Here is a 23,694-nt window from a genome sequence, read left to right as displayed (position 1 = left end):
ATGTATACAGAAGAAGTCGATACCCTTGCAAAGGAATATGTATCTCAAATTCCAATTTCTGTTTTGCTCATTGATGATGAATTTTTGATTGGCGAGGCTATGCGTATCAAGCTTTCTACTGAACACGATATATCGTTTCATTATTGTAAGGAACCAGATAAGGCATTGGAAAAAGCATATACTGCTCAGCCTACAGTTATTATGCTTGACTTGGTTATGCCTGGCGTCAATGGGCTGACCATGGTTAAATTTTTCAAGAACAGTGAGGATTTCCGCAGTATTCCTCTTATCGTACTGTCTGCCCGGGAGGAGCCGGAGTTGAAAAGAAAGGCTGTCGCTTTGGGGGCCAATGATTATATGATCAAGCTGCCGGATAAGACAGAACTTGTCGCTCGTATTCGCTGCCACTCTGAACGCTATATATTCAAGCGTCAACGCGATGAACTCATTACAAAGCTTAACGCCCGTAGTGGCCAGAGGCATTTCAACACGTCCGATGCGGAAGTCACAAATCAGCCAGTACCTGCCTCGGATGGTGGAGATTTGTTCTCACCATATTTAGATTAATTTTTCCTAGATTTCTTGATGCGTGGGGTATTGTCCCGACTACATTTGTCTGAGACAGATCGTGGATGTAATGAAAAACCTGCCTGCTATCGATTGATGAGGGCGAAGTAACATATGGAAGAAGTTGAAAAAGACAGCGCTCAAGATCTCGCTGAAGAGATTGAAGAGATCGTAGAAATTCTGCCCAACCTTAAACTACGTCTGGAGACATGTCCCCGGTGTAGCTACAAGCGCCAGCCGTGGGATGAAAAGTTCGTCTCTGCATTCGAGTGCCCTAAGTGCGGAGTGATGTATGCTGTGGCATTGGAGGAGATGAGCCGCCTCAATCGAGGCCAGCGTCTCAAAGATGAAGAGGAAGCCGAACTTCTTAGGCAGGCTCAAGAAATTGGGAAGGCGATTGGCAAGGGAACTGGTGGAGCCATGTTTGCGGGTGAAGAGCGATCATGGGTTGTTGCGGCCATTATTCTTGTTGTCGTACTGGTTGTTGTGGCTATCTTTTTTCTGCTGTAAGTCTATCTCGACGGGCATTGTCAGATTGCAATCTGCCAAAACAACACCGTATTTTTTGTCTTGGTGACTATTCTGTCTCCACTGTAGAGTTTTATAAAATTTCTGATTGTGCGACGCTGTCTCTTGCACTCTCTTCTGGGTTGGTCATGCCTGCGCTACCATAACTTTTCCAACTAAAAATTCTCGGGTCATGCCTAGGCTCAGGCCTCATTAATTGAGATAGAAAATGACGGAAGCGGCGAGGCACAGAGCTGAAAAGAAGGTATGCGCGCAGCGGTCATAACGCATGGCTATTCTCCGCCAGTCCTTGATCCTGCCAAACATGATCTCGATCTTGTGCCGCTGTTTATACAGATTTTTATCGTAAGAGACGGGTCTCTTTCGGTTCTTTCCGGGAGGGATGCAGGGCGTAATGCCTCTGGCGAGCAGGGCATCACGGAACCAGCCGGCGTCGTAACCACGGTCCGCCAGAAGCTCCCTGGCCTCAGGTAAAGCACATAAGCAAGGCGGCTCCCTTGTAGTCGCTTACCTGGCCTGCCGTGAGCTTCATGGCCAAAGGCCTGCCGTGGCCGTCGCAAACAGCATGGAGTTTGGAGTTCAGACCGCCCTTTGTGCGTCCGATGCAGCGGGAAAGAGCCCCTTTTTGAGCAAGCTTGCGGCGGTACGATGCGCCTTGAGGTGGGTTGCATCGATCATCAATCGTCCATCTTTTCCCGCTGTTTTTGCCAATTCGGTAAAAATATTGTTGAAGATGCCCATCCGGCTCCAGCGCAAAAAACGATTGTACAGTGTCTTGTACGGGCCATACTCGCGCGGCGCATCTTTCCACTGCAGGCCATGTTTGATGACATAAATGATGCCGCTGATGACTTTCCGGTCATCGACCCGCGGAATACCATGTGAACGTGGAAAGAAGGGCTTGATACGTTCGAGTTGCTCGGCAGAAAGGTAGAAAAGTTGGCTCATGGCGTCCTCCCTAAGCACAACTAACCAGATTTTCTGCTTTTTGGCAATTAATGAGGCCTGAGCCTAGGGTGTGTTTGCAAACTTTATAACCAGCGTGGATTGGTGTAGCTTTTGGACATGTGCTATACTGACATTTCCGATGAAACCTGGCAACGGCTTGAGCCCGTTCTGCCGCTCGAGGGTTCACCCAAAGGCGGCCGTCCGGCCAAAGATAAACGAACATTCATAAATGCAATCATCTGGCTGCTGCGCACCGGGGCTCCCTGGAGGGCCCTGCCGGAAGAGTACGGGTCATGGAATGCCGTGTATTCCCGCTTTCGGCGTTGGCAGATAAAAGGATTCTGGAAAGCAGTCTTTCTCGCTCTGGCGTCTGACCCCGATCTCGAAGCGGTGATGGTTGATGGTACATACATCCATGCCCACAAACATTCGGCTGGCGCAAAAGGGGGCAGCACAGACAAGCTCTGGGCCGCAGTCGAGGAGGTTTTACCTCCAAACTGCATGCACAGGTAGACGCGCTCGGCAATCCTGTATCGTTTTTCCTTACAGGAGGTGAATGCGCGGATATCAGTGTTGCGCCGCAATTACTTGAAAGGGTTCGTGATTGCACTGTTATTGCCGATAAAGGCTATGACAGCGAGCCATTGGTTCAACTCCTTGAATCAAGAGGCTGTACCGTAGTTATTCCTCCACGCTCAAATCGTAAAACACCTCGTCAGTATGATCAGCATCTTTATAAGGAACGGCACCTTGTTGAATGCTTTTTCAATTACCTGGCAGCTTCAATGATTTGGATCAAATAGTTTGCAAACACGCCCTAGGCTCAGGCCTCATTAATTGTAAAAATCAGGAAATCTGGTTAGTTGTGCTCAGGGAGGACGCCATGAGCCAACTTTTCTACCTTTCTGCCGGACAACTCGAACGTATCAAGCCCTTCTTTCCACGTTCACATGGTATTCCGCGGGTCGATGACCGGAAAGTCATCAGCGGCATCATTTATGTCATCAAACATGGCCTGCAGTGGAAAGATGCGCCGCGCGAGTATGGCCCGTACAAGACACTGTACAATCGTTTTTTGCGCTGGAGCCGGATGGGCATCTTCAACAATATTTTTACCGAATTGGCAAAAACAGCGGGAAAAGATGGACGATTGATGATCGATGCAACCCACCTCAAGGCGCATCGTACCGCCGCAAGCTTGCTCAAAAAGGGGCTCTTTCCCGCTGCATCGGACGCACAAAGGGCGGTCTGAACTCCAAACTCCATGCTGTTTGCGACGGCCACGGCAGGCCTTTGGCCATGAAGCTCACGGCAGGCCAGGTAAGCGACTACAAGGGAGCCGCCTTGCTTATGTGCTTTACCTGAGGCCAGGGAGCTTCTGGCGGACCGTGGTTACGACGCCGGCTGGTTCCGTGATGCCCTGCTCGCCAGAGGCATTACGCCCTGCATCCCTCCCGGAAAGAACCGAAAGAGACCCGTCTCTTACGATAAAAATCTGTATAAACAGCGGCACAAGATCGAGATCATGTTTGGCAGGATCAAGGACTGGCGGAGAATAGCCATGCGTTATGACCGCTGCGCGCATACCTTCTTTTCAGCTCTGTGCCTCGCGGCTTCCCTCATTTTCTATCTCAATTAATGAGGCCTGAACCTAAGAGATGAACTTTTTCCTGTTTGTGTTTATCGGACGCCTCAAACCGGTTGAACATGAGGAGATAAAATGCGCATGCCGTGTTTTAAAGCATACGATATCCGGGGTCGAGTGCCGGAGGAACTGAACGAAGAACTGGCTTACCGCATCGGGCGGGCCTACGCCGCCTTTCTGCGGCCTTCACGGGTGGGGGTGGGCCATGACATCCGTCTGTCCAGTCCGTCCTTGTCCAGAGCGTTGATGGACGGCCTGCTGGATGCGGGTGTGGACACATTGTTTCTTGGAAAATGCGGAACGGAGGAAGTCTATTTTGCCGTCTTCGATCAGGGACTGGATGGCGGGATCATGGTCACGGCCAGTCACAATCCCAAAGAATACAACGGGATGAAATTCGTGCGCGGAGGGGCCCGGCCCATCAGTGCAGATACGGGGCTTGCGGCCATCCATGATCTGGTCCTGTCCGGGGATTTTCCCGTCCCGGTGCGGCGGGGAAGGGAAAAAGTCCTGAACATCCGTGAGCGTTATCGCGATCATTTGTTGTCTTATGTGGATATTGCCAGCCTGAAACCGCTGCGTATCCTGACCAATGCAGGCAACGGGGGCGCGGGCGCGGTAGTGGACCTGCTCGCACCGTTTCTGCCGTTTACGTTCCATCGCATCCTGCACGAGCCTGACGGAAATTTTCCGGCGGGCGTGCCCAACCCGCTTTTGCCCGAGAACCGTTCCCAGACATCCGCCGCCGTGCGGGAGTGGGGGGCGGACATGGGGCTGGCCTGGGATGGAGATTTCGACCGCTGCTTTTTTTTCGACGCCGCCGGACGGTTTATCGAAGGATACTATCTGGTGGGGCTTTTGGGGCGGAGTTTCTGCCGCAGGCATCCCGGTGCGGGCATCATCCACGACCCGCGGCTGACCTGGAATACTGTCGAGATGGTACGTGCGGCCGGAGGGCGTCCCATTGTCTCCCGGACCGGCCACGCCTTCATGAAGGAACGGATGCGGCTGGAGGATGCAGCGTATGGCGGCGAGATGAGTGCCCATCATTATTTCCGCGATTTCAGCTACTGCGATTCGGGCATGATTCCGTGGCTTCTGGTGGCGGAGGAAATCTGCGTCTCCGGGATGCCTTTGGCCCGGCTGGTGGACGAGGCCATGCGCGCATACCCGGCCAGCGGGGAAATCAATCGTGAGGTCCGCGACACGGCGGCGGCCATGCGGCGGGTGGCGGAACGCTTCGAACCCCGGAGCGTCAGGAAGGATACGGTGGACGGTCTGAGTCTGGAGTTCCCTGAGTGGCGGTTCAATCTGCGTCCGTCCAATACCGAACCGGTGTTGCGGCTTAATGTGGAGTCCCGTGGGGACGAGGCCCTCATGCGCCGGAAAACCGCCGAAATTCTGACCCTTCTGGATGAGAAGGCGTGATTCACGCAGAAATCCACAGGGCGGCGAAATCCAGAGATTTGAGCAGAACTGTGCTGCTGGAGCCCGTTATGCGCGTGGATGCAGCCCCGTCAGGGGTCTTGCGTCCGGCGGCCACCACGCCGTAGCCGCCCGTTAGGGCCTGATCGAGAATGGTTTTGGCGGCGGCCGGACTCTCGATCACTTTTTCTCCGATCCGCTCAGGTGCGATGCCATTTGCTTCCAGCGCGCACCGGGCTTCTTCCAGGATTTTTCCGGCGGCGGTCCCTGTACCGGGAGTAGCCACGTGGAGTATGTCGATACGGTGGCGGGCTTCTTCCCGGAGCATGAAGCCCACATGGTCGGCACAGCGCCGGCCGGAAGGGGAGCCGTCCACGCACAGCAGAAGATGCGGGTTGACCCGCTCCTGCCGGCGGCAGATCCATAGCGGGACTTCCATGGGCGCGGAGAAAATTTCTCTGCTCACGCTGCCGCTTATGAATTCCTCCAGGCGGCTGAGTCCCCGCCGTCCCAGGACCACGGCGTCATACATGCCGCTTATGCTTTCCTGAATGATGTCAGTGGCCGTGCCGAGCTGTTTGAAGGCAATTTTCTTGTGGATGCGGTCTGCGGGAAAATGTTTGAGCAGGAGCAGTTCCTCGGCCTTGTCCAGAACTGCCTGTGCCCTTGCCTTGGCCTGAGCCGTGCGTTGATTCAGAGAATTGTGGTTGTGGATTATTTCCGACTCCGGCAATCCGGCTTTGGGGTTCGAGGCGATGTAGAGCAGGGTCAGAAGCAGCCGACTGGCGCCGGTGAAATATCCGGCCGTGAATCGCACCGCCTGTAAGGAGCTGACATCGTCGCTGATGGTGAGCAGAACATGTCTGTCCATGGCGTCCTCTCCGAAAGTTTTCATATCCGCAAGGCGGGCTGGCATCCGGTCAGTCATCGTTTCCTGATTCTTGATATAGATAACACCGTGAAAGCGCGGGAAGCAAGAACGGATTGCTTCAGGCTGTCCTGGGGAAAGAAACCCGTTCAATTATATCCTGACGGATTTTTTGTCGGAAGACGCAAAGAAATCCTGCGTTCGGGCAACAGTAATTTTTGCATGTCTGGACATTTTGAGCTATTATTTTTTATCCAAATTAACCGGAGGTGAATGTAATGGTACGTTTTTTTCTGTTTTTGATGACTGCATTTCTGCTGAGCGCGCCGTCTGTCTGGGCTGCTCCGAAGACAGTGCTGAAGATAGCCTTGGGAGATCCCGAGGGTTCGGAAATGGGGATCGTGGGCGAAATGTTCAAAAAATATGTGGCTGAAAAATCCAACGGCGAAATCGAGGTCCAGACTTTTTATTCCGGTTCGCTGGGGGACGAGACCGAAACCATCCATAATGTGCGCCGCGGCACTCTGGCTCTGAGTTGCGTGGGCATTGCCAATACCGTGCCTTTCGTTAAACAGCTGGGCATTCTGAACCTGCCCTACCTGTTCGAGAATCTGGATGAAGTGGTCAAAGCGACTAACGGCAAATCTGCCGAAATTCTCAATACCTATGCGGAGAAGGCCGGTTTTCGGGTACTGGCCTGGACCTACACCGGTTTCCGTTATATATCCAACTCCAAACGACCCATCACCAAAATGGCCGATATTAAGGGGCTGAAAATCCGTGTGCCGCAGAGCACCGTTCTGCTGGCCACGTACAAGGCCTGGGACGCAAGCCCGGTGTTCATTCCCTGGTCCGAGACCTTCGTGGCTCTGCAGGACGGTGTCGTGGACGGTCAGTGCTACGGCTACATCGGTTTCCGGGCCATGAAGTTTCAGAAGGCCAGACAGAAATACATTACCGAAGTGCATCATGTTTATCAGTTGCAGCCCTTGATCATGAGCGAGCGCGTGTTCCAGAAAATGACTCCGGAACAGCGGCAGCTGATGATCGACGCAGGCAAGGCCGCCCAGGAAGCCGTGCTCGCGTACCAGAAGGAAGAGTCCGCCAAGGCCAAGGAAGACCTGATCGAGGCCGGGGTGAAGATTTCCATGCTGGAGGACGAGTCCGTCTGGAAGAAGACCGCCATGGAGGAGGTGTGGCCGAAACTGGCAGACTTTGTGGGCGGAAAGGATACCATCAACGCCTATCTGGCGAGCTTCGGCAAGCCCGAGTGGAAGCCTTGAGGATTGACGATCATGCCTTTGCGGGACCGCTTTCGGGCGGCCCCCGCATTTCCCCGGAGGCATCATGACGCATTCACCTGAATCTCCATTTACCTGTTTGCGGGGAGTTGTTCTGGACTGGGCGGGAACGGCCGTAGACTTTGGCTGTCAGGGACCGGTCCGGGCCTTTATGGACGGCTTCGCGGCGGAATCGGTGCCCGTCGCGGCGGCCGAGGCCCGTGAACCCATGGGACGGGACAAGCGGGACCATGTGGCGGCCATGTTCGCCATGCCGCGCATTGCCGGAGCCTGGGTCGCAAGGTACGGCAGAGCGCCGGAAGAAGAGGACATCGACCGGGTCTATGACCGGGTCGAGACCCTGATGAACGGCGCCATCCGGGAATTCAGCGTGCCCATTCCCGGCGTGACGGACATGATCTTCCGTTTGCGGGAGCTCGGCCTGCGCATCGGTTCCTGTACCGGATATCCAGATTCTGTGGCGGTGCCGCTGGCGGAGCGGGCCGGGGAGCTCGGCTACACGCCGGACGTGCTGGTCTGCGCTTCCGATGTCGCCCGCAGCCGCCCATGGCCGGACATGTGTCTGCGCGTTCTGTCCCTGCTGGGAATAGAAGAGGCGTGGCGCGCGGTGAAAATCGGGGACACGGTCAACGATGTGCTGGAGGGTGTGGCCGCCGGGATGTGGGTCATCGGCGTCACCCTGTCGGGCAGCATGGCCGGACTGAGCGAGGAGGAAGTGAACCGTCTGTCCGAAGAGAAGAGGCAGGCGCTGCACAAAAACATCGCATCCGAACTGGCGAAGGCCGGGGCCCATTTTTCGGTTCCCGGCGTTGCTTCGGCCATGCCGGTCCTGCGGCGGATCGATGCCCTGTGCCGGGAGGGCTGCAGTCCTGTGGATACACCTCCCGATCTGATGTGAACGGGTGTTTTATCCGGTCGCGCCGAAAATCCGCCGGATTGGTGAAGCCCGCCGAATGGCATTGAATCTGCTGAAAAAGTTTATGATTTATCTGACGCCGCTGCTATCAGGGCCTGACGTGTGCGGATGAGTCTTTTTTGACACAGGGATTGTGTGCGGCATTGTGTTAAAATGAGTCATTTCCGGTTTGTTCGGAACGCATGTGCAACCGGACGCGGATATTTTTCCGTTACCTATCGCAAATTGGGTGTGCCTATGCAAATCTTTGATCTTGCCGCGGCTGACCGGGATTTCATCGCCGAAGTGGAGGCCCGCAGCCATCAGAATGTGAAAACGTGCTACCAGTGCGGCAACTGTACGGCCGGATGTCCGTACACTTTTGCCTACGATCATCCGGTCAGTCAGATCATGCGGATGGTGCAGGCCGGCCAGCGGGAGGCGGTGCTGAAAAGCCGGTCGCTCTGGCTGTGCGGCTCCTGTCAGTCCTGTTCGACGCGCTGTCCCAACAAGATCGACGTGGCCCGGATAATGGACGTCTGTCGGCATATGGCCAGAGAAGGGGGATATGTCACGGAGCGGGCGGTGAAGGTCTTTGCCGACTCTTTCCTGAATTCCGTGGAACGTTTCGGTCGCGCTTATGAGCTGGGGCTCATGGTCGAGTACATGGCCCGTTCCGGCCGGGTTTTCACCGACGTGGATCTGGCCCCGCAGGTGCTCACGCGCGGCAAGCTGCCTTTCAAGCCGCATCCCATTCAGGGACGGGAACAGGTGGCCCGCATTTTCGAGCGGTTCCGCAAAGGAGGAGCCAATGTCTAAAATCGCCTACTATCCCGGATGTTCCGGTCAGGGGACATCAGTGGAATATGACCGGTCCACGCGAGCCGTATGCCAGGCCCTCGGAGTGGAGCTGGTCGATGTGCCGGACTGGAGCTGTTGCGGTTCAACTCCGGCGCACACGGTCAATCATGTGCTTTCGGCGGCGCTGTCGGCCCGGAATCTGGCTCAGGTGGAGTCTCTGGGGCTGGACAAGGTGGGCACGCCCTGTCCGAGCTGTCTGACCAACCTGCGGACTGCGGCGCATAAGATGGAAGATCCGCAGTTCCGGGACAAATCCAACGCGCTGCTGGACATGCCGTGCCGGAATACGGTCGATGTCCAGTCCATGCTGCAGGTGCTGACCGAAAACGTGGACCTGGAAGCCCTGAAGGCCCGGGTGGTTAACCCTCTGACCGGCATCAAGGTGGCCTGCTATTACGGCTGCATCATGAACCGGCCTCCGGAGCTCATGAAGTTCGATCACCATGAGAATCCCATGGCCATGGACAATCTGATGGCGGCTCTGGGCGCGGAGGTGGTGCCTTTTCCGCTGAAAGTGGAATGCTGCGGCGCTTCTTTCGGCATTCCGCGTAGGGATATCGTCATGCGGCTTTCGGGCAAGCTGCTGGATTCGGCCCGCGGCTTCGGTGCCGACGCCCTCGTGACCGCATGTCCCTTGTGCCAGATGAACCTGGACATGCGGCAGGGCCAGATCAACGACGCTCTGCATGAGGATTTCAAGCTTCCGGTTTTCTACTACACCCAACTTCTTGGTTACGCCCTGGGGCTGGACCGCGCGACGCTCGGCTTCGAGAAACTGTGTGTGGATCCGCGCCTGGTGCTGGGAAAAATCAAGCAGCCGGCGCAGGCCAGGTAGGAGGACTCGATGCGAATTGGCGTTTTCATCTGCCACTGCGGCAGTAACATCGCCGGCACGGTGGACTGTCCGTCCGTGGCGGCCGCAGCTTCCAGGTTTCCCGACGTGGTGTACGCCACGGACACCATGTACGCCTGTTCCGAACCCGGGCAGGACGGCATCATTCAGGCCATCAAGGAGAAGAATCTGGACGGCGTGGTGGTGGCCTCGTGTACGCCGCGCATGCACGAGCCTACGTTCCGCCGGGCCGTGGAGCGCGCGGGCCTGAACCGCTACATGTTTGAGATGGCCAATATCCGCGAGCACGTCTCGTGGATCGGCAAAATGAAGGACTTGAATACCGGCAAGGCCGCCGAACTGGTGCGCATGGCCGTGGAGAAACTGCGCCGCAACCGGCCGCTGGTGGCCAAACGCTTCGAAACCGTGAAACGCGTGCTGGTCATCGGCGGCGGCGTGGCCGGCATTCAGGCCGCTCTGGACTGCGCCGACGGCGGTCAGGAAGTGGTCATGGTCGAGCGGGATCAGAGCATCGGCGGCAAGATGGCCAAGCTGGACAAGACATTCCCCACAGTGGACTGCTCCTGTTGTGTGCTCGGTCCCAAGATGGTGGATGTGGCCCAGCATCCGAACATCACTCTGTACGCCTGCTCCGAAGTGGAGAGCGTGAGCGGCTATGTGGGCAACTTCCAGATATCCATCCGCAAGAAAGCCACATATGTGGACTGGGACAAGTGCACGGGTTGCGGACTGTGCACGGAGAAATGTCCCAGCCGCAAGCAGCCGGACCCTTTCAACGAAAATCTGTGCACCGCACCGGCCATCAACATTCCCTTCCCGCAGGCCATCCCCAAGAAGGCGGCCATCAATCCCGCCGCCTGCACCAAGATCCAGAAAGGCAAGTGCGGCGTGTGCGCCAAGATATGTCCCGTCAAGTGCATCGACTACGAGCAGCAGGACGAGATCATCACCGTGGATGTGGGCGCGGTGGTCATCGCCACGGGCTATGACCTCTTCGACTGGCACAAGTATCCGCAGTACGGAGAGGGCCGCTACCCCGACGTCATCACCAGTATGCAGTACGAGCGCATGCTGTCGGCCTCCGGTCCCACCGGCGGGCACGTCAAGCGTCCGTCCGACGGGAAGGAGCCGAAGAACGTGGTCTTCATCCAGTGCGTCGGGTCCCGGGACAAATCCGTGGACCGGCCCTACTGTTCCGGCTTCTGCTGCATGTATACGGCCAAGCAGGCCATCCTGACCAAGGATCACATCCCTGACTCCCAGTCCTATGTCTTTTATATGGACATCCGTTCGCCCGGGAAAATGTACGACGAGTTCACCCGCCGGGCCATGGAGGAATACGGCGCCCAGTACGTGCGCGGCCGCGTGGCCATGATCTATCCTCAGGGAGACAAGCTGATGGTGCGCGGAGCCGACACTCTGGCCGGAACGCAGGTGGAAGTGCCGGCGGACCTTGTGGTTCTGGCCGTGGGAGCCGAGGCCGCCCATGGCGCGGTGCAACTGGGCGAGAAGCTGCGCGTGGCCCCGGACCAGTACGGCTTTTTCGTGGAGAGCCACCCCAAGCTCAAGCCCGTGGAAACCAACACGGCGGGCGTCTATCTGGCCGGAGCGTGCCAGGGACCCAAGGACATCCCCGCGTCCGTGGGGCAGGGCAGTGCCGCCGCGGCCAAGGTGCTTGGCCTTCTGTCCAAGAAGGAGCTGGAATCCGACCCGGCCGTGTCCAGAGTCAACGTGGCCCGCTGCGTGGGTTGCGGCAAGTGCATCAGGACCTGCCCGTTCGGAGCCATCAAGGAAGTGGCGGACCGCTCCGGAAACCCCAAGGCCGAGGTCATCGACACGGTCTGCCAGGGCTGCGGCATCTGCACCGTGACCTGCCCGCAGGGAGCCATCCAGCTTGAACATTTCACCGATAACCAGATCCTTGCGGAGGTGAACGCCTTATGTCCGCCCAAGATATTCGTGAGCTACGAATAGTAGGCTTTTTGTGTAACTGGTGCTCCTACGGCGGTGCGGACACGGCGGGAGTGGGGCGGTTCACCCAGCCCACGGATCTGCGCATCATCCGCGTACCCTGCTCGGGCCGCATCGATCCGCTTTTCGTCGTGCGCGCCTTGCTGAACGGAGCCGACGGCGTGTTGGTGTCCGGCTGTCACCCGCGCGACTGCCATTATGCCGAAGGCAATTACTATGCCCGGCGCAGACTGGAGATGCTCAAGCGCTTCCTGCCCATTACCGGCATCGACGCCAGGCGTTTCGAATACACCTGGGTTTCGGCCTCGGAAGGGCAGCGCTGGCAGCTTGTGGTCACGGAATTCACGCGCCGTATCCATGAGCTGGGCCCCGCGCCCAGCTTCAATCCGGCAACGGAAGCGGAATGGAACAATCTGGCCGCTCAGGCGGCGCAGGGGCAGGGCTGCCCCTGTCACGGATAGGAGGGCACATGTCCCAATTGGACGATCTCAAATCAGCCATCAAAAGCCGTCTGGGCGAGCTGGAGTGCGTCATCGGCTGGGGCGCGGGGTACGATCCCCTGCACGCCACGCCGCTTTTCATCCGCTCCGAGGCCGACCTGGACAGGCTCGTTATCGGTCCTCTGGCCGTGCATAATCTGGCTACGTTTCTGACCGCCTTCAAAGGCAAGAAGGTCGGCGTGGTGGTCAAGGGGTGCGACAGCAAAAGCGTGATCGAACTGCTGAACGAAAACCTGATCAAGCGCGATGATGTGGTCATCTTCGGTCTGTGCTGTGAGGGCGTGGTCAGCCATTTCAAAATCCGGGAAGCTCTGCCTGTCGATCCCGGATTCGTGGAAGCCGTGACCGTGAAAGGCGGCGAGCTTGAAATCACGGCCGCAGGGCAGACGGTGAAGCTTAAAATGGACGAAGTGAAGGCCGACAAGTGCCGCGTGTGCAGGCATCCCAACGCGCTGCTTTCCGATGTGCTCATCGGCGAGGAGCAGGGGGCTTCCTCGGCCGGTCTGGCCTGCCAGGAAGAATTCGAAGCCAAGTCCGACGAAGAGAAATTCGCCTTCTGGCAGGAAACCATGAGTCGGTGCATTCGCTGCTACGCCTGCCGCAACGCCTGTCCCATGTGCGTATGCCGGGATTTCTGCATCGCCACCAGCCGTGATCCGCTGTGGCTCGGGCAGGATAATTCTCCGGCCGAGAACTTCATGTTCCAGATGATCCATGTGTCCCATCTGGCCGGCCGCTGTACGGAATGCGGCGAATGCGAACGCGCCTGCCCTGTGGACATCCCGCTCATGCTCCTGCGCCGGCATATGAACAAGCAGGTCAAGGAAGTGTTTGAGCACGAGGCGGGCACGACCCTGGATCAGACACCGCCCCTCTTCACCTTCAAGGTCGAGGAAGACCGCATCCACGAGAGAGACTGGTAATGGAACGATTCATCACTCTAGAAAATCTGATCCGTCTGGCCGAGGAACTGGCCGCGAATCACCGCGTGCTGGCTCCGGTGGTCACGGGCGGCATCGTGACCTTCCGCCGGTTCCAGCCGGGGATGACCATCGATCTGTCCCGGATGGCCGCCGTGTCACCCAAGGCGGCCACTTTTCCCCAGACCGAAACCCTGCTCACGGTCCGCCGCGAGCACGAGGACCAGAAACCGGAATTGCAGGAAGTTCTGCCTCAGGGGCAGAATGTGGTCATCGGCTGCCGTCCGTGCGGAGCACGGGGCAAGCTGGTGTTCGACCCCGTGTACGAGACGGACAAGATCAAAGACCCGTACTATCTCCAGCGCCGGAACAACACGGTTTTTCTGACCCTGACCTGTGACCGCCCCGAAACCACCTGTTTCTGTCACAGCGTAGGCGGCGGTCCGGCCGATCCGGCGGGTTCCGACGTGCTGCTGACGCTGGTTGAGGGCGGCTACGTGGCGCGTTCCGTCACGCCTCGGGGCGAGGACATTCTGAAGACGGCCGTGTTCGAGGACGCCGGAGACCGGGGCAAGACCGCCGATGAAAAACAGGCAGCGGCACGTGCACTCATGGGCGAGGCCCACGACTATACGACGGCTCCGGCCAGACTGTTGGCCCGCTTTGACGACATGGACTTCTGGCGGGCCCAGTCCGACAAGTGCATTTCCTGCGGGGCATGCACATATATGTGTCCCACCTGTTATTGCTTCAACATTACCGACGACGACCTGGGGCTGGCCAGCCGCCGCATCCGGACCTGGGACAACTGCATGTCCCACACCTTCACTCTGGAAGGCAGCGGGCACAATCCGCGTTCGACCAAGGCGCACCGGCTGAAGAACCGCGTCGGCCACAAGTTCAGCTACTACCCGGATCTGCACAAGGGCTTCATCGCCTGCTGTGGATGCGGACGGTGCATCAAGCAGTGCCCCTCCGGAGTGGACATCCGCCAGATCGTGAAAGACGCACAGGAGTATTCGGAATGAGCGCCAATCCTTATCTCCCGGACATGGCCACTGTTGTGGAGGTGATCGAGGAGACCAGCAATATCAAAACGTTCCGCGTGGTGCTGAACGACGAGCAGCGCATGAAGGAATTTTCCTTCGAGCCCGGGCAGGTGGGGCAGCTTTCGGTCTTCGGCGCGGGCGAGTCCACTTTCGTCATCAACTCTTCACCGACCCGCATGGATTATCTGCAATTCAGCGTCATGCGCGTGGGCGAGGTCACAAACCGCCTTCACCAGCTCCGGCCCGGAGACCAGATCGGTGTACGTGCCCCGCTGGGCAACGCCTTCCCGGTAAAGGAGCTGGAAGGCAAGAACATCATCTTCATCGGCGGCGGTATCGGCATGGCGCCCCTGCGCACCCTGTTCGTGTACATGCTCGACAACCGCAAGAAGTATAAGGACATCACCCTGCTGTATGGCGCGCGTACTCCGGATGATCTGAGCTACAGAGCGGAACTGCCCGAATGGACCGGCCGCAAGGACGTGAACGTGGTGCTGACCGTCGATAACCCGGCCGAAGGCTGGGAGCACAAGGTGGGACTCATTCCCAACGTGCTTCTGGAGATGAAGCCTTCACCCAAGAACACGGTGGCCGTGACCTGCGGCCCGCCCATCATGATCAAATTCACACTTCAAGCCCTCAAGAAGCTGGGTTTCGAGGACGAGAACATCATCACCACTCTGGAAAAACGCATGAAATGCGGGGTGGGCATCTGTGGACGGTGTAACATCGGTACCAAGTACGTCTGTATCGACGGGCCGGTTTTCACCTACGCCCAGCTCAAGGAACTGCCGTCGGAACTGTAGCTGTATCGCGGGGCGCTGCTCCGCATCCCGCAAGGGGAAATCCCCAGCCCCAGATGCGGGCCGGGGCGCACATGAAAACGGGCCCGCCGGTATATGATGATACGGCGGGCGGCTCTTACGGAGGCCATATGGCAGGAATATTCAAGGCCACGGACATACTTCTGGCTGCGCAGGAAATCGAGACCAGAGGCGAAGTTTTCTATAATCGTCTGGTGGAAACCACCACGGACCCCGAATTGAAAAAGATGTTCTCCTTTCTGGCGCGGGAGGAAACCAAGCACCGCGAGATTTTCCGCAGGTTGTACGAGCGCGTGGGCGAGGTCGAGCTTCCGGCCTGGGCTGAAGAGGGCGAATACGTGGATTACCTCGCATTTCTTCTGGATTCGCACACCCTGTTCCGTCTGGGCGATGTGGATAATCTCAGAAAATTCATGGGTACGCCCAAAGAAGCCATTGAAACGGCCATGGGCTTCGAGAAGGATACCATTTTGTTTTTTCTGGAAATGCTCGAATTCGTACCCGAAGGAGAGAAGCGCTATGTCAGGGATTGCGCCGAAGAAGAGCGCAAACACCTGCGTCTTCTGGCTGGCATGCTGAAAAAATAGATGTGGCGCGCGACAACTGACGAAGCTCCCGGATGCAGGTCCGGGAGCTTTTTTGTTCCGGCAGTCTGGCCTTGCGGGAGGCATGCCGGTAATGTGATGCTCAGATGGACAAGTCTTGAGAGGGTGAATTCATGGCCCGTATATTGGCGGCGGATTTGGGCGGCACGACCAGCCGTTTCGGATGTTTCGAGACCGGCGGCCATGAGCCGCGTCTGGTGGAGAGCCGCCGGATAGCCAGCGGCACGGTCCGCTCATTTCCCGAACTGCTGGCCGCCCTCGCCGCGTCGGGTTTTGCCCTGTCTCCGATGGAGGCCGATGTTGTGGCTCTGGCCGTGGCGGGCGTCGTGCGGGACAGTGTGTTCTGTCAGTTGACCAATGCCACCTGGAGTGTGGATTTGCGGGCTCCGGGGCTTGGTCTGCCGGTGGAGAGAACTGTTCTGATGAACGATTTCGTGGCTCAGGCCTTTGGCTGCCGGACATCCATCATCGGAAGCTCGGCGCTTTTGGTACAGTACGGGCGGCAGGCAGGCGGTGCCGTGGCCGTGATGGGTGCGGGCACGGGCTTCGGGCAGTGCGCCCTGATCGAAGAAAAGGGAAGGCTGCGGGCGCTTCCCTCGGAGGGCGGGCACGCACCCCTGGCCTTTGTAACGCCGCACGAGTTTGAATTGTCCCGGTTTATTGCCCGAAAAACGGGTCATTCCCATGCGTTTGGCGATACGGTGCTCTCGGGGCGGGGGCTCTCTCTGGTACATGAATTTTTGACGGGCAGAGGCCTCGAACCGGCCGAAGCCGCCGCCGAGGCCGGGCCAGGCACGGAAACGGCGGCCTGGTTCGCCCGCCTGTATGGCCGGGCCTGCAGGAGCTATGTGCTGCATGTTCTGGCGCGGGGCGGGTTGGACATCTGCGGAGGAGTGGCCGCCAAAAATCCGCATTTCGTGACCAGCCGGGAGTTTCTGGAAGAGTTTACGGACTGCCCGGCCTATGGCGATCTGCTGGCGTCCATCCCCGTACGTCTGATAACTCACCCGGATACCGGCCTGCTGGGCGCCGCCGCATATGGAGCCATGCTGCTGGACGAAGGCCGGATTTCGGGCTGGTCTTCTCCGGGTTGTTCATATCCGGGAAATATGAAGGAGGCCAGGTCCGTATGAAGCCTGCTTATTTTATTGCAGCAGAACTCCCGGCAACTGCTTCCTGATGATAGCTCTGGGGAAAAGCCGGACAACTCACCGGACAAGCGGAAATATCAAAAGGGAGACTGGTGGTCGGTCAAGCCCAAACGACCACAATTGCGGTTCAGGCTTTTTTGCCGGTCTGGAGCCTGCCGGAAACAGAAGGCGGCCCGAAGGCCGCCGCGTGAATCAATCTATAAAATCAGGTGGCCGTAATTTTAATCGTCATGATCGTAGCTCTCAAACCCGAATCCTCCATCCGGACCTCCGGTGAACAAAACAACCCTGAAATGTTGTTTAGCCTTCGGCCCCACTGCATTGATGTTCAGGCTGACCCGGCCACCATTTTCAGTCGGATATGGGAGCAGTTTAAAAAATTCTGGCAGTAATTTTGTGTCCATGCCACGAGCGGGCACGACTCCCTGATAAACGATCTTCCAGGGACCGGAGCCAATATCGGTCCGATATATGGTGACATCAAGGTCCTCACCGCTCTGGTTGACAAGAGCGAGGCCCGACCACCAGCCATTTCCATTTTGGGCGTAAGGAACTGTTACCCATGCCTCATCAGCAAAAACAGGGGCGGCGCACAGCAACATCGCCAGCCCGGCCATCAGTGCGAGAAATCTTTTTTTCATGTCCTATCCCTCCATGCGGCTTCATGCCGCGTATACAGATTACAAGACACACTGATCTGAATTTGATTTCTTTATACCCCAGTCTGTATTCATTGGCTACTGTTTTTTTGAATAAAATAAAAATCTTGTTTATGGATAACGATATCGGGAGGGGCGGTTGGCGAGCCGGGAAGTATTGTGGCGCGTGCTTGTGCGGGGCTGAGTGCGCCGGGTACTGCTACAAGGACGGTACCCGGCGGCTTTGGAGACGGAACCGCAATCACCAGTTTTCGGCCACTTCCTCGAAATATGCCTGGGGATGGGCGCAGGCTGGGCATTTTTCCGCAGCTTTTTCGCCCTGATGAACGTAGCCGCAGTTACGACATCGCCAGGTGATCTTTTTTTCCTTCTTGAACACGCGATTTTCTTCGATGTTTTTGGCCAGGGCCAAGTAGCGTTTTTCATGCTGCTTCTCGGCCACGGCAATGGCCAGCATGATCGACGCTATCTCCGGGAAACCTTCTTCCTTGGCGATCCGGGCGAATTTCGGGTACATGCACTCCCATTCATGATGTTCGCCGTGAGCGGCTTCGCGCAGGTTTTCCAATGTCGTGCCGATGCGTCCGGCCGGGAAAGACGCGGTGATCTCCACCTCGCCGCCCTCCAGCAATTTGAACAGGGTCTTGGCGTGAACCATTTCCTGTTCGGCCGTTTCCTCGAAAATGTCGGCCATCTGAACATAGCCGTCCTTGCGGGCCTGTTTGGCGAAAAACGTGTAGCGGTTGCGGGCCTGGGACTCGCCGGTGAAGGCGGTCAGAATATTTTTTTCCGTGCGGGTGCCTTTCAGGGATTTGGACATGATTTCCTCCTTGGAATTGTTGAAATAGGTGACTGATAACTGAAACTACCGGGAGCGTCAAACCAGCACGGGCATTTTTGTCCTGTCTTTGCCTTTGGCGGACGTTTCCACCCTTGACGCTGTACCGGCTGTGTTTATCTATGGAGCACAACAGACTGGAGGTGAAACCTATGGTTATCGATTTTAGCACGTATTATGATCTGCCCAAAAGCCTGGACAATTTTTTTGAGGAGTTGTGGCGGCCAAGTTCACTGAGTCAGCGGCGTATGGCCTATCCACCGGTCAACATCAGTGAAGACAAGGAAAATATTCTGGTCACATCAGAAATCCCCGGAATGGATACGGAAGATATCGAGCTGACGCTCAACGAGAAAAGCCTGACCATCAAGGGGACGAGAAAGAGTGAAGTCGGAAACTACTACAGACAGGAACGTCCCACGGGAAATTTTCAACGTATTTTGAATTTGAATATTCCCGTACAGACAGATGCGGTAAAGGCATCCATGAAGGATGGAATACTTCGGATAATCCTTCCCAAGGCAAAGGAAGTCCACCCGGTGAACATTGTTATTGATGCCCAGTAAAGGAGGAGATGCCATGACAAATGAACTGGAAAGGAAAGCGACTCCGGCTCTCCCCCGTTTCCGGCCCAATACGGATATTCTGGAGCGCGAGGATGGCTTTCATATTTTTGTGGATATGCCCGGAGTGAGCAAGGATGATTTGTCCATCGATCTGCGGGAGAACGAACTGGAAATCCGGGGAAAGTCCCTTTCTCCGCGCGAGGAAAACGCCAGAGCTCTGCATGTGGAATTCGGGGACGGCGAGTATGTCCGCACTTTCGCCATTTCCGACGGCGTGGATCGGGAGGGCATCCGGGCCAATCTGAAGAAGGGTCTGCTGGAGCTCTTCCTGCCCAAGGCGGCCCGCTTCAAACCCCGGCGGATCGAGATTCAGGCGGAATAGAGCGCCTCCCCGTCGTCCGATGACGGATGGCTCCGCCATCCATCAGTAACGGCCCGGTTTTTCCGGGCCGTTTTCTTTGCGGGGGTACAACGGCGGACAGCCGCCTTTGTTGCGCCCGGAAGGTGAAATGGATATAGCCCTTCCCCGGCGCGTCGCTTCATTTTCTCCACCGTTTACCCAAGGCGGCATATTATGGACGAACTCCGCTACCGCAGAGTCATGCTCAAACTTTCCGGAGAGGCTCTGGCCGGCGAGCAGGGCTTCGGTATCGAACCCAAGACCATCCAGTCCATCTGCCGGGAACTGGCGGAGGCGGCCTCTCTCGGCGTTCAGCTCAGTCTGGTCATCGGCGGCGGCAACATTTTCCGGGGCGTGTCCGTATCTTCCAAGGGCATGGACCGGGCCTCGGCCGATTACATGGGCATGCTGGCCACGGTCATGAATGCTCTGGCCGTGCAGGATGCTCTGGAGAAGCAGAATATTTCCACCCGGGTCATGACCGCCATCGACATGAAGGAAGTGGCCGAACCGTACATCCGCCGCCGGGCCATCCGCCATCTGGAAAAGGGGCGGGTGGTCATCTGCGCTGCGGGGACGGGCATTCCCTACTTCACCACGGACACAGCCGCCGTGCTGCGGGCGATGGAACTCAAGTGCGACGCCATCCTGAAGGCCACCCGGGTGAACGGGGTCTACGACAAGGACCCGGAAAAACACCCCGATGCGGTCATGTACACCAGACTGACCTATCTGGAAGTCCTGCAGCAGCGGCTGGGCGTCATGGACTCGGCGGCCATTTCCCTGTGCATGGACAACAAGATGCCTATCGGCGTGTTCAATCTCTTTGTGCCCGGAAACATCAAGCGGGTGGTCATGGGCGAAGACATCGGAACCATCGTCAAAGGAGACTGACTCATGGACAGCCATATGGAAGACTGCAAGAACCGGATGCAGAAAAGCATCGACAGCCTGGAGAAGGAATTCTCCAAATTGCGTACGGGACGCGCCTCCACCGCCCTGGTGGACAGCATCAGGGTGGATTATTACGGTACACCCACGCCTCTCAACCAGGTGGCTTCCGTGTCCATCCCCGACAGCCGGACCATTTCCATTTCACCCTGGGACCGTGGCGCGTTCACCGGCATCGAGAAGGCCATCATGAAGTCCGATCTGGGGCTTACACCCATCAATGACGGCCGGGCCATCCGCATCAATATCCCCCCCTGACCGAGGACCGGCGGAAGGATCTGGTCAAGATGGCCAAAAAGTACACCGAAGACACCAAGGTCGCCATCCGCAACGTGCGCCGCGACGTGAACGAAGCCTTCAAGAAGCTCCTGTCCACCAAGGAAATAAGCGAGGATGAATCGCACAAGGCTCAGGACGAGGTGCAGAAAATCACGGACGACTTCATCAGGAAAGCCGATGCCGTCCTGGCGGAGAAAGAGAAGGAAATCATGGAGATATAGACACCCATGCCGCCTCTCAAGCATCTTGCCATCATCATGGACGGAAACGGCCGCTGGGCCCGTTCCAGAGGTCTGGAGCGCAGCGAGGGCCACAGGGCCGGGACGGAAACGGCGCGGGAAATCGTGCAGGAATGTCGCGCTCTGGGCATTCCCTGCCTGACTCTGTATACCTTTTCCAAGGAAAACTGGTCCCGTCCCAAGCAGGAGATCAATTTCCTGTTCACTCTGCTCAAGGACTTTCTGACCCGGGAACTGCCGAGTCTTCACCAGCAGGGCATCCGTCTGCGTGTTCTGGGCGAGCTGGACGAATTGCCTCTGGCGACCCTGCAGGTGCTGCTCCACGCAATGGACAAGACCGCCGCATGCACGGACATGGCTCTGAATCTGGCCCTCAACTATTCCGGCCGTCATGAAATTCTGCGCGCGTGCCAGGCTTTGCTGCGCCGGGGAGTCAAGCCGGAAGAGCTGACCGAGGATGTCTTCGCGCGGGAACTCTATACCGGCGGAATGCCCGACCCGGATCTGATCATCAGAACCAGCGGAGAGCAGCGGCTCAGCAACTATCTTCTGTACCAGAGCGCCTATAGCGAACTGTACTTCACCGATGTGGCCTGGCCGGACTTCCATGCCGATCAGCTCCGTGCCGCACTGGACGCCTTTTCCCGCCGCCAGCGGCGTTTCGGCTCCGTCGGAGAGAAGCCCGCATGAGCCATTCACACTTCCAGCGGATTCTGACCGCCCTTGTGCTGCTGCCTTTTCTGGGCATCGCGCTTTTTTACGGCGATCCGGCCCTGAGCACAGGTGTAACCATTGTGGCCGTGCTGGGGCTTCTGGAATTTTATGCCATGTTCTGGCCCGGCCGGAGCAGGGCGGGCTGGAAAATTTACGGCGTGGCCATGGCCGCGGGCATCGTCTGGGCCCCTCTGGCTTGGCCGGGAACGGTTCTGGTCTGTCTGACCATGCTGGGTGCGGCTCTGGCCTTTCTGCTGGCCCATGACAGGGGGCGATCCCCTTCAGCATTTCAGGACAGCCAGATATTTCTTTTCGGCCTTCTTTATCTGCCTTTCCTGCTGCGCCTTTTGCGCAACATGTCCTTTATGGAAATCATGCTGGTGCTTCTGGTCACCTTCGCCGCGGACACAGGCGCTTATTATGCGGGAAGCCATTTCGGCGGCCCGAAGATCTGGCCGTCCATCAGCCCCAAGAAGACCTGGAGCGGCAGTCTGGGCGGCCTGCTGTCCAGCGTGATCGTGGCCGTGGGATTCGGATTGGCCGCTGGCGCCTCGCCGTGGGCGCATTTTGCGTTTCTTGGCGCGGCCATGAATATCGCGGCCCAGACCGGGGATTTTTTCGAATCGGCCCTGAAGCGCTCGCGCGACGTCAAGGATTCCGGGCGCATACTGCCCGGTCACGGCGGCATGCTGGACCGCATCGACAGCCTGCTTTTCGCCCTGCCGCTTTATTGCGCTCTGGCCGCCGTCCATCCCTTTTTTCCGGCCACCCTATGAAATACATCTCCGGCTTGGCTTCGGCGCACCTGCACTCCGGCCAGCGCGTTCTGTCCATTTTGGGGAGCACCGGCTCCATCGGCATGAGCGCTCTCAGAATCGCGGCCAAAAACCCGGAGAAACTGCGCGTCCATTCCCTGGCCGGAGCCCGCAACGTGAAGCTGCTGGCCGAGCAGGCTGCCCGCTTCCGTCCCGCCCATCTCGGGGTGCTGGATGCAGCCGGAGCGGATGAACTGCGCCGGATGCTGCCCGTGGGGTACGCTCCACACATTCATACGGGCCAGGATGGATACATGACACTGGCAGCGCTGCCCGAAGTTGACTTGGTGCTGGCCGCCCAGGTGGGTGCGGCCGGGCTTATGCCCGCGCTTGCCGCGGCCCGGGCGGGGAAGGTGCTGTGTCTGGCCAACAAGGAAGCCCTGGTGCTGGCCGGAGAGCTGTTCCGGCGGATTGCCGGGGAGAGCGGCTGCGTGATCCTGCCCGTGGACTCGGAACACAACGCCCTGTTTCAGGCCGTCATGGGGCATGATGGGCGGCAGGTGCGGCGGTTGATTCTGACCGCTTCGGGCGGTCCGTTCAGGACCAAAAGCGCCAAAGCTCTGGAGTGCGTCACGCCGGAGCAGGCTCTGGCACATCCCAACTGGTCCATGGGGGCCAAGATTTCCATCGATTCGGCCACCATGATGAACAAGGGCCTGGAGATCATCGAGGCCGTGCATCTGTACGGCATGGCCCCCCAGGAGGTGGATGTGGTGGTCCATCCCCAGTCCATTGTGCATTCGCTGGCCGAGTACGAGGATGGTTCGCAACTGGCCCACCTGGGCATTCCGGACATGGAAATTCCCATCGGCTACTGCCTGGGCTATCCCGAACGGCTGCAAACCGGCCTGGAACCGCTGAACTTGGCCCGCATCGGCACCCTGACTTTCGAGGCTCCGGACGCCGGACGTTTTCCCTGTCTGGATCTGGCCCGCACGGCCCTGCGGGAGGGTACGGCGCACTGCGTGGTTCTAAACGCGGCCAATGAAGTCGCCGTGCAGGCTTTTCTGGACCGGCGCATTTCCTTTCCCGGTATCGCCCTGCTCATCGAGGATATGCTCGCGACCGCTCCGCGCGGCGAATTCCACGATCCGGAAAGCATTCTGGCTCTGGACCGGGAGGCCCGGCGCACGGCCGATGCAGCCATCGGAGAAAGCCGGGCTCAGGCGCGGCAACATCTCTAGAAATCTTCCCTCCCAAAGTCTGTGAAAACACCCGGAAAAACAGGATTGGAGACACGTTTTCAAGGTTCGGAAATACTTGGTCCCGGCGGGGACCGGCAAACCGGCATGGCGCCGTTTCGGTTTCGATCGGCGTTTTCG

At 57.9% G+C, this 23,694-nt stretch carries 24 protein-coding genes and 4 pseudogenes; 24 read left to right on the top strand and 4 right to left on the bottom strand.

Translation table 11 applies throughout. The features are described 5' to 3' along the window. Both AXF15_RS11265 and AXF15_RS11260 read left to right on the top strand, forming a co-directional pair. Complete coding sequence (locus AXF15_RS11265) at window positions 1-567, top strand: response regulator (RefSeq protein ID WP_236884778.1); 567 nt, start codon at window positions 1-3, stop codon at window positions 565-567. Window positions 568-681: 114 nt separating this feature from the next. After that, on the top strand, window positions 682-1,077 hold the full coding sequence (locus tag AXF15_RS11260; RefSeq protein ID WP_066607501.1) for a hypothetical protein: 396 nt from the start codon (window positions 682-684) through the stop codon (window positions 1,075-1,077). Between the two features lie 210 nt (window positions 1,078-1,287). Here the strand turns inward: AXF15_RS11260 and AXF15_RS13695 are convergent. Next, window positions 1,288-2,043: pseudogene (locus AXF15_RS13695) on the bottom strand (IS5 family transposase). A 117-nt stretch (window positions 2,044-2,160) separates the two neighbouring features. On the opposite strand from AXF15_RS13695, the pseudogene AXF15_RS14860 reads away from it, so the two are divergent. From AXF15_RS14860 to AXF15_RS11230, 3 genes and pseudogenes are all read left to right on the top strand, one after another. Beyond that, window positions 2,161-2,846: pseudogene (locus AXF15_RS14860) on the top strand (IS5 family transposase). 80 nt (window positions 2,847-2,926) lie between these two features. Next, window positions 2,927-3,682: pseudogene (locus AXF15_RS13685) on the top strand (IS5 family transposase). Between the two features lie 81 nt (window positions 3,683-3,763). After that, on the top strand, window positions 3,764-5,116 hold the full coding sequence (locus AXF15_RS11230; RefSeq protein WP_066607491.1) for a phosphohexomutase domain-containing protein: 1,353 nt from the start codon (window positions 3,764-3,766) through the stop codon (window positions 5,114-5,116). A 1-nt stretch (window position 5,117) separates the two neighbouring features. Here AXF15_RS11230 and AXF15_RS11225 read toward each other — a convergent pair whose 3' ends face one another. Beyond that, complete coding sequence (locus AXF15_RS11225) at window positions 5,118-5,984, bottom strand: universal stress protein (protein ID WP_211258983.1); 867 nt, start codon at window positions 5,982-5,984, stop codon at window positions 5,118-5,120. Here AXF15_RS11225 and AXF15_RS14390 point away from each other — a divergent pair. The 12 genes from AXF15_RS14390 (at window position 5,973) to AXF15_RS11170 (ending at window position 16,893) form a co-directional block, all read left to right on the top strand. After that, window positions 5,973-6,254 (top strand): hypothetical protein, encoded by a 282-nt coding sequence (locus AXF15_RS14390; protein ID WP_211258982.1) that lies wholly within the window; start codon window positions 5,973-5,975, stop codon window positions 6,252-6,254. The genes AXF15_RS11225 and AXF15_RS14390 overlap by 12 nt on opposite strands. A gap of 5 nt (window positions 6,255-6,259) precedes the next feature. After that, complete coding sequence (locus tag AXF15_RS11220) at window positions 6,260-7,264, top strand: TRAP transporter substrate-binding protein (protein WP_066607488.1); 1,005 nt, start codon at window positions 6,260-6,262, stop codon at window positions 7,262-7,264. A 64-nt stretch (window positions 7,265-7,328) separates the two neighbouring features. Beyond that, a complete protein-coding gene (gene phnX / locus AXF15_RS11215; RefSeq protein ID WP_066607485.1) occupies window positions 7,329-8,180 on the top strand; it encodes a phosphonoacetaldehyde hydrolase in 852 nt (283 codons plus the stop codon). A 255-nt stretch (window positions 8,181-8,435) separates the two neighbouring features. Then, the gene (locus AXF15_RS11210) at window positions 8,436-8,996 is read left to right on the top strand and encodes a 4Fe-4S dicluster domain-containing protein (protein ID WP_066608958.1); all 561 of its coding nucleotides are present in this window, start codon (window positions 8,436-8,438) and stop codon (window positions 8,994-8,996) included. Further along, window positions 8,989-9,873 carry a CoB--CoM heterodisulfide reductase iron-sulfur subunit B family protein gene (locus AXF15_RS11205; protein ID WP_066607482.1) on the top strand — a complete coding sequence of 295 codons (885 nt, stop codon included), beginning with the start codon at window positions 8,989-8,991 and terminating at the stop codon, window positions 9,871-9,873. The genes AXF15_RS11210 and AXF15_RS11205 overlap by 8 nt, the downstream gene beginning before the upstream one ends. A gap of 9 nt (window positions 9,874-9,882) precedes the next feature. Then, on the top strand, window positions 9,883-11,865 hold the full coding sequence (locus AXF15_RS11200) for a CoB--CoM heterodisulfide reductase iron-sulfur subunit A family protein (RefSeq protein WP_066607479.1): 1,983 nt from the start codon (window positions 9,883-9,885) through the stop codon (window positions 11,863-11,865). Beyond that, window positions 11,832-12,323: a hydrogenase iron-sulfur subunit gene (locus AXF15_RS11195; protein WP_066607477.1), complete on the top strand. Its 492-nt coding sequence runs from the start codon at window positions 11,832-11,834 to the stop codon at window positions 12,321-12,323. Before AXF15_RS11200 ends, AXF15_RS11195 begins: the two co-directional genes overlap by 34 nt. 8 nt (window positions 12,324-12,331) lie before the next feature. Then, window positions 12,332-13,285, top strand: coding sequence for a Coenzyme F420 hydrogenase/dehydrogenase, beta subunit C-terminal domain (locus tag AXF15_RS11190; RefSeq protein ID WP_066607475.1), 954 nt, complete (start codon window positions 12,332-12,334; stop codon window positions 13,283-13,285). Continuing rightward, a complete protein-coding gene (locus AXF15_RS11185) occupies window positions 13,285-14,310 on the top strand; it encodes a 4Fe-4S dicluster domain-containing protein (protein ID WP_066607469.1) in 1,026 nt (341 codons plus the stop codon). Before AXF15_RS11190 ends, AXF15_RS11185 begins: the two co-directional genes overlap by 1 nt. Continuing rightward, a complete protein-coding gene (locus AXF15_RS11180) occupies window positions 14,307-15,137 on the top strand; it encodes an FAD/NAD(P)-binding protein (protein ID WP_066607466.1) in 831 nt (276 codons plus the stop codon). The genes AXF15_RS11185 and AXF15_RS11180 overlap by 4 nt, the downstream gene beginning before the upstream one ends. A gap of 128 nt (window positions 15,138-15,265) precedes the next feature. Beyond that, entirely contained in the window at window positions 15,266-15,742 is a 477-nt protein-coding gene (locus AXF15_RS11175) for a ferritin-like domain-containing protein (protein ID WP_066608957.1), read from the top strand. 131 nt (window positions 15,743-15,873) lie between these two features. Continuing rightward, complete coding sequence (locus AXF15_RS11170) at window positions 15,874-16,893, top strand: glucokinase (protein WP_066607464.1); 1,020 nt, start codon at window positions 15,874-15,876, stop codon at window positions 16,891-16,893. A gap of 239 nt (window positions 16,894-17,132) precedes the next feature. Here the strand turns inward: AXF15_RS11170 and AXF15_RS11165 are convergent, their stop codons facing one another. Continuing rightward, a complete protein-coding gene (locus tag AXF15_RS11165) occupies window positions 17,133-17,552 on the bottom strand; it encodes a hypothetical protein (protein WP_066607462.1) in 420 nt (139 codons plus the stop codon). Window positions 17,553-17,811: 259 nt separating this feature from the next. Continuing rightward, entirely contained in the window at window positions 17,812-18,390 is a 579-nt protein-coding gene (rbr, locus tag AXF15_RS11160) for a rubrerythrin (protein WP_066607459.1), read from the bottom strand. A gap of 170 nt (window positions 18,391-18,560) precedes the next feature. On the opposite strand from rbr, the gene AXF15_RS11155 reads away from it, so the two are divergent. From AXF15_RS11155 to dxr, 7 genes and pseudogenes are all read left to right on the top strand, one after another. Continuing rightward, a complete protein-coding gene (locus AXF15_RS11155) occupies window positions 18,561-18,974 on the top strand; it encodes an Hsp20/alpha crystallin family protein (RefSeq protein WP_066607457.1) in 414 nt (137 codons plus the stop codon). Window positions 18,975-18,987: 13 nt separating this feature from the next. Next, window positions 18,988-19,356 (top strand): Hsp20/alpha crystallin family protein, encoded by a 369-nt coding sequence (locus AXF15_RS11150; protein ID WP_066607453.1) that lies wholly within the window; start codon window positions 18,988-18,990, stop codon window positions 19,354-19,356. A gap of 192 nt (window positions 19,357-19,548) precedes the next feature. Continuing rightward, a complete protein-coding gene (pyrH, locus tag AXF15_RS11145) occupies window positions 19,549-20,268 on the top strand; it encodes a UMP kinase (protein WP_066607451.1) in 720 nt (239 codons plus the stop codon). Between the two features lie 3 nt (window positions 20,269-20,271). Next, window positions 20,272-20,825 (top strand): annotated as a pseudogene (frr, locus tag AXF15_RS11140) (ribosome recycling factor). A 6-nt stretch (window positions 20,826-20,831) separates the two neighbouring features. Continuing rightward, window positions 20,832-21,533, top strand: coding sequence for a polyprenyl diphosphate synthase (gene uppS, locus AXF15_RS11135; RefSeq protein WP_066607448.1), 702 nt, complete (start codon window positions 20,832-20,834; stop codon window positions 21,531-21,533). Further along, window positions 21,530-22,333: a phosphatidate cytidylyltransferase gene (locus tag AXF15_RS11130; protein ID WP_066607440.1), complete on the top strand. Its 804-nt coding sequence runs from the start codon at window positions 21,530-21,532 to the stop codon at window positions 22,331-22,333. The genes uppS and AXF15_RS11130 overlap by 4 nt, the downstream gene beginning before the upstream one ends. After that, window positions 22,330-23,556: a 1-deoxy-D-xylulose-5-phosphate reductoisomerase gene (gene dxr, locus AXF15_RS11125; protein WP_066607433.1), complete on the top strand. Its 1,227-nt coding sequence runs from the start codon at window positions 22,330-22,332 to the stop codon at window positions 23,554-23,556. Before AXF15_RS11130 ends, dxr begins: the two co-directional genes overlap by 4 nt. Window positions 23,557-23,694: the final 138 nt, after the last annotated feature.

This window comes from Desulfomicrobium orale DSM 12838, assembly GCF_001553625.1.
Classification (GTDB): Bacteria; Desulfobacterota; Desulfovibrionia; order Desulfovibrionales; family Desulfomicrobiaceae; genus Desulfomicrobium; species Desulfomicrobium orale.
This window is presented reverse-complemented; position numbering and strand designations above follow the sequence as displayed.

What these genes read in the sequence shown, in the direction of transcription:
- AXF15_RS11210 (WP_066608958.1), top strand. Translation starts at nt 8,436, where the DNA reads ATGCAAATCTTTGATCTTGCCGCGGCTGACCGGGATTTCATCGCCGAA.
- AXF15_RS11200 (WP_066607479.1), top strand. Translation starts at nt 9,883, where the DNA reads ATGCGAATTGGCGTTTTCATCTGCCACTGCGGCAGTAACATCGCCGGC.
- pyrH (WP_066607451.1), top strand. Translation starts at nt 19,549, where the DNA reads ATGGACGAACTCCGCTACCGCAGAGTCATGCTCAAACTTTCCGGAGAG.
- AXF15_RS11230 (WP_066607491.1), top strand. Translation starts at nt 3,764, where the DNA reads ATGCGCATGCCGTGTTTTAAAGCATACGATATCCGGGGTCGAGTGCCG.
- AXF15_RS11225 (WP_211258983.1), bottom strand. Translation starts at nt 5,984, where the DNA reads ATGGACAGACATGTTCTGCTCACCATCAGCGACGATGTCAGCTCCTTA.
- phnX (WP_066607485.1), top strand. Translation starts at nt 7,329, where the DNA reads ATGACGCATTCACCTGAATCTCCATTTACCTGTTTGCGGGGAGTTGTT.
- rbr (WP_066607459.1), bottom strand. Translation starts at nt 18,390, where the DNA reads ATGTCCAAATCCCTGAAAGGCACCCGCACGGAAAAAAATATTCTGACC.
- AXF15_RS11130 (WP_066607440.1), top strand. Translation starts at nt 21,530, where the DNA reads ATGAGCCATTCACACTTCCAGCGGATTCTGACCGCCCTTGTGCTGCTG.
- AXF15_RS11170 (WP_066607464.1), top strand. Translation starts at nt 15,874, where the DNA reads ATGGCCCGTATATTGGCGGCGGATTTGGGCGGCACGACCAGCCGTTTC.
- uppS (WP_066607448.1), top strand. Translation starts at nt 20,832, where the DNA reads ATGCCGCCTCTCAAGCATCTTGCCATCATCATGGACGGAAACGGCCGC.
- AXF15_RS11175 (WP_066608957.1), top strand. Translation starts at nt 15,266, where the DNA reads ATGGCAGGAATATTCAAGGCCACGGACATACTTCTGGCTGCGCAGGAA.
- AXF15_RS11150 (WP_066607453.1), top strand. Translation starts at nt 18,988, where the DNA reads ATGACAAATGAACTGGAAAGGAAAGCGACTCCGGCTCTCCCCCGTTTC.
- AXF15_RS11260 (WP_066607501.1), top strand. Translation starts at nt 682, where the DNA reads ATGGAAGAAGTTGAAAAAGACAGCGCTCAAGATCTCGCTGAAGAGATT.
- AXF15_RS11180 (WP_066607466.1), top strand. Translation starts at nt 14,307, where the DNA reads ATGAGCGCCAATCCTTATCTCCCGGACATGGCCACTGTTGTGGAGGTG.
- AXF15_RS11205 (WP_066607482.1), top strand. Translation starts at nt 8,989, where the DNA reads ATGTCTAAAATCGCCTACTATCCCGGATGTTCCGGTCAGGGGACATCA.
- AXF15_RS11220 (WP_066607488.1), top strand. Translation starts at nt 6,260, where the DNA reads ATGGTACGTTTTTTTCTGTTTTTGATGACTGCATTTCTGCTGAGCGCG.
- AXF15_RS11265 (WP_236884778.1), top strand. Translation starts at nt 1, where the DNA reads ATGTATACAGAAGAAGTCGATACCCTTGCAAAGGAATATGTATCTCAA.
- dxr (WP_066607433.1), top strand. Translation starts at nt 22,330, where the DNA reads ATGAAATACATCTCCGGCTTGGCTTCGGCGCACCTGCACTCCGGCCAG.
- AXF15_RS11190 (WP_066607475.1), top strand. Translation starts at nt 12,332, where the DNA reads ATGTCCCAATTGGACGATCTCAAATCAGCCATCAAAAGCCGTCTGGGC.
- AXF15_RS11185 (WP_066607469.1), top strand. Translation starts at nt 13,285, where the DNA reads ATGGAACGATTCATCACTCTAGAAAATCTGATCCGTCTGGCCGAGGAA.
- AXF15_RS14390 (WP_211258982.1), top strand. Translation starts at nt 5,973, where the DNA reads ATGTCTGTCCATGGCGTCCTCTCCGAAAGTTTTCATATCCGCAAGGCG.
- AXF15_RS11165 (WP_066607462.1), bottom strand. Translation starts at nt 17,552, where the DNA reads ATGAAAAAAAGATTTCTCGCACTGATGGCCGGGCTGGCGATGTTGCTG.
- AXF15_RS11195 (WP_066607477.1), top strand. Translation starts at nt 11,832, where the DNA reads ATGTCCGCCCAAGATATTCGTGAGCTACGAATAGTAGGCTTTTTGTGT.
- AXF15_RS11155 (WP_066607457.1), top strand. Translation starts at nt 18,561, where the DNA reads ATGGTTATCGATTTTAGCACGTATTATGATCTGCCCAAAAGCCTGGAC.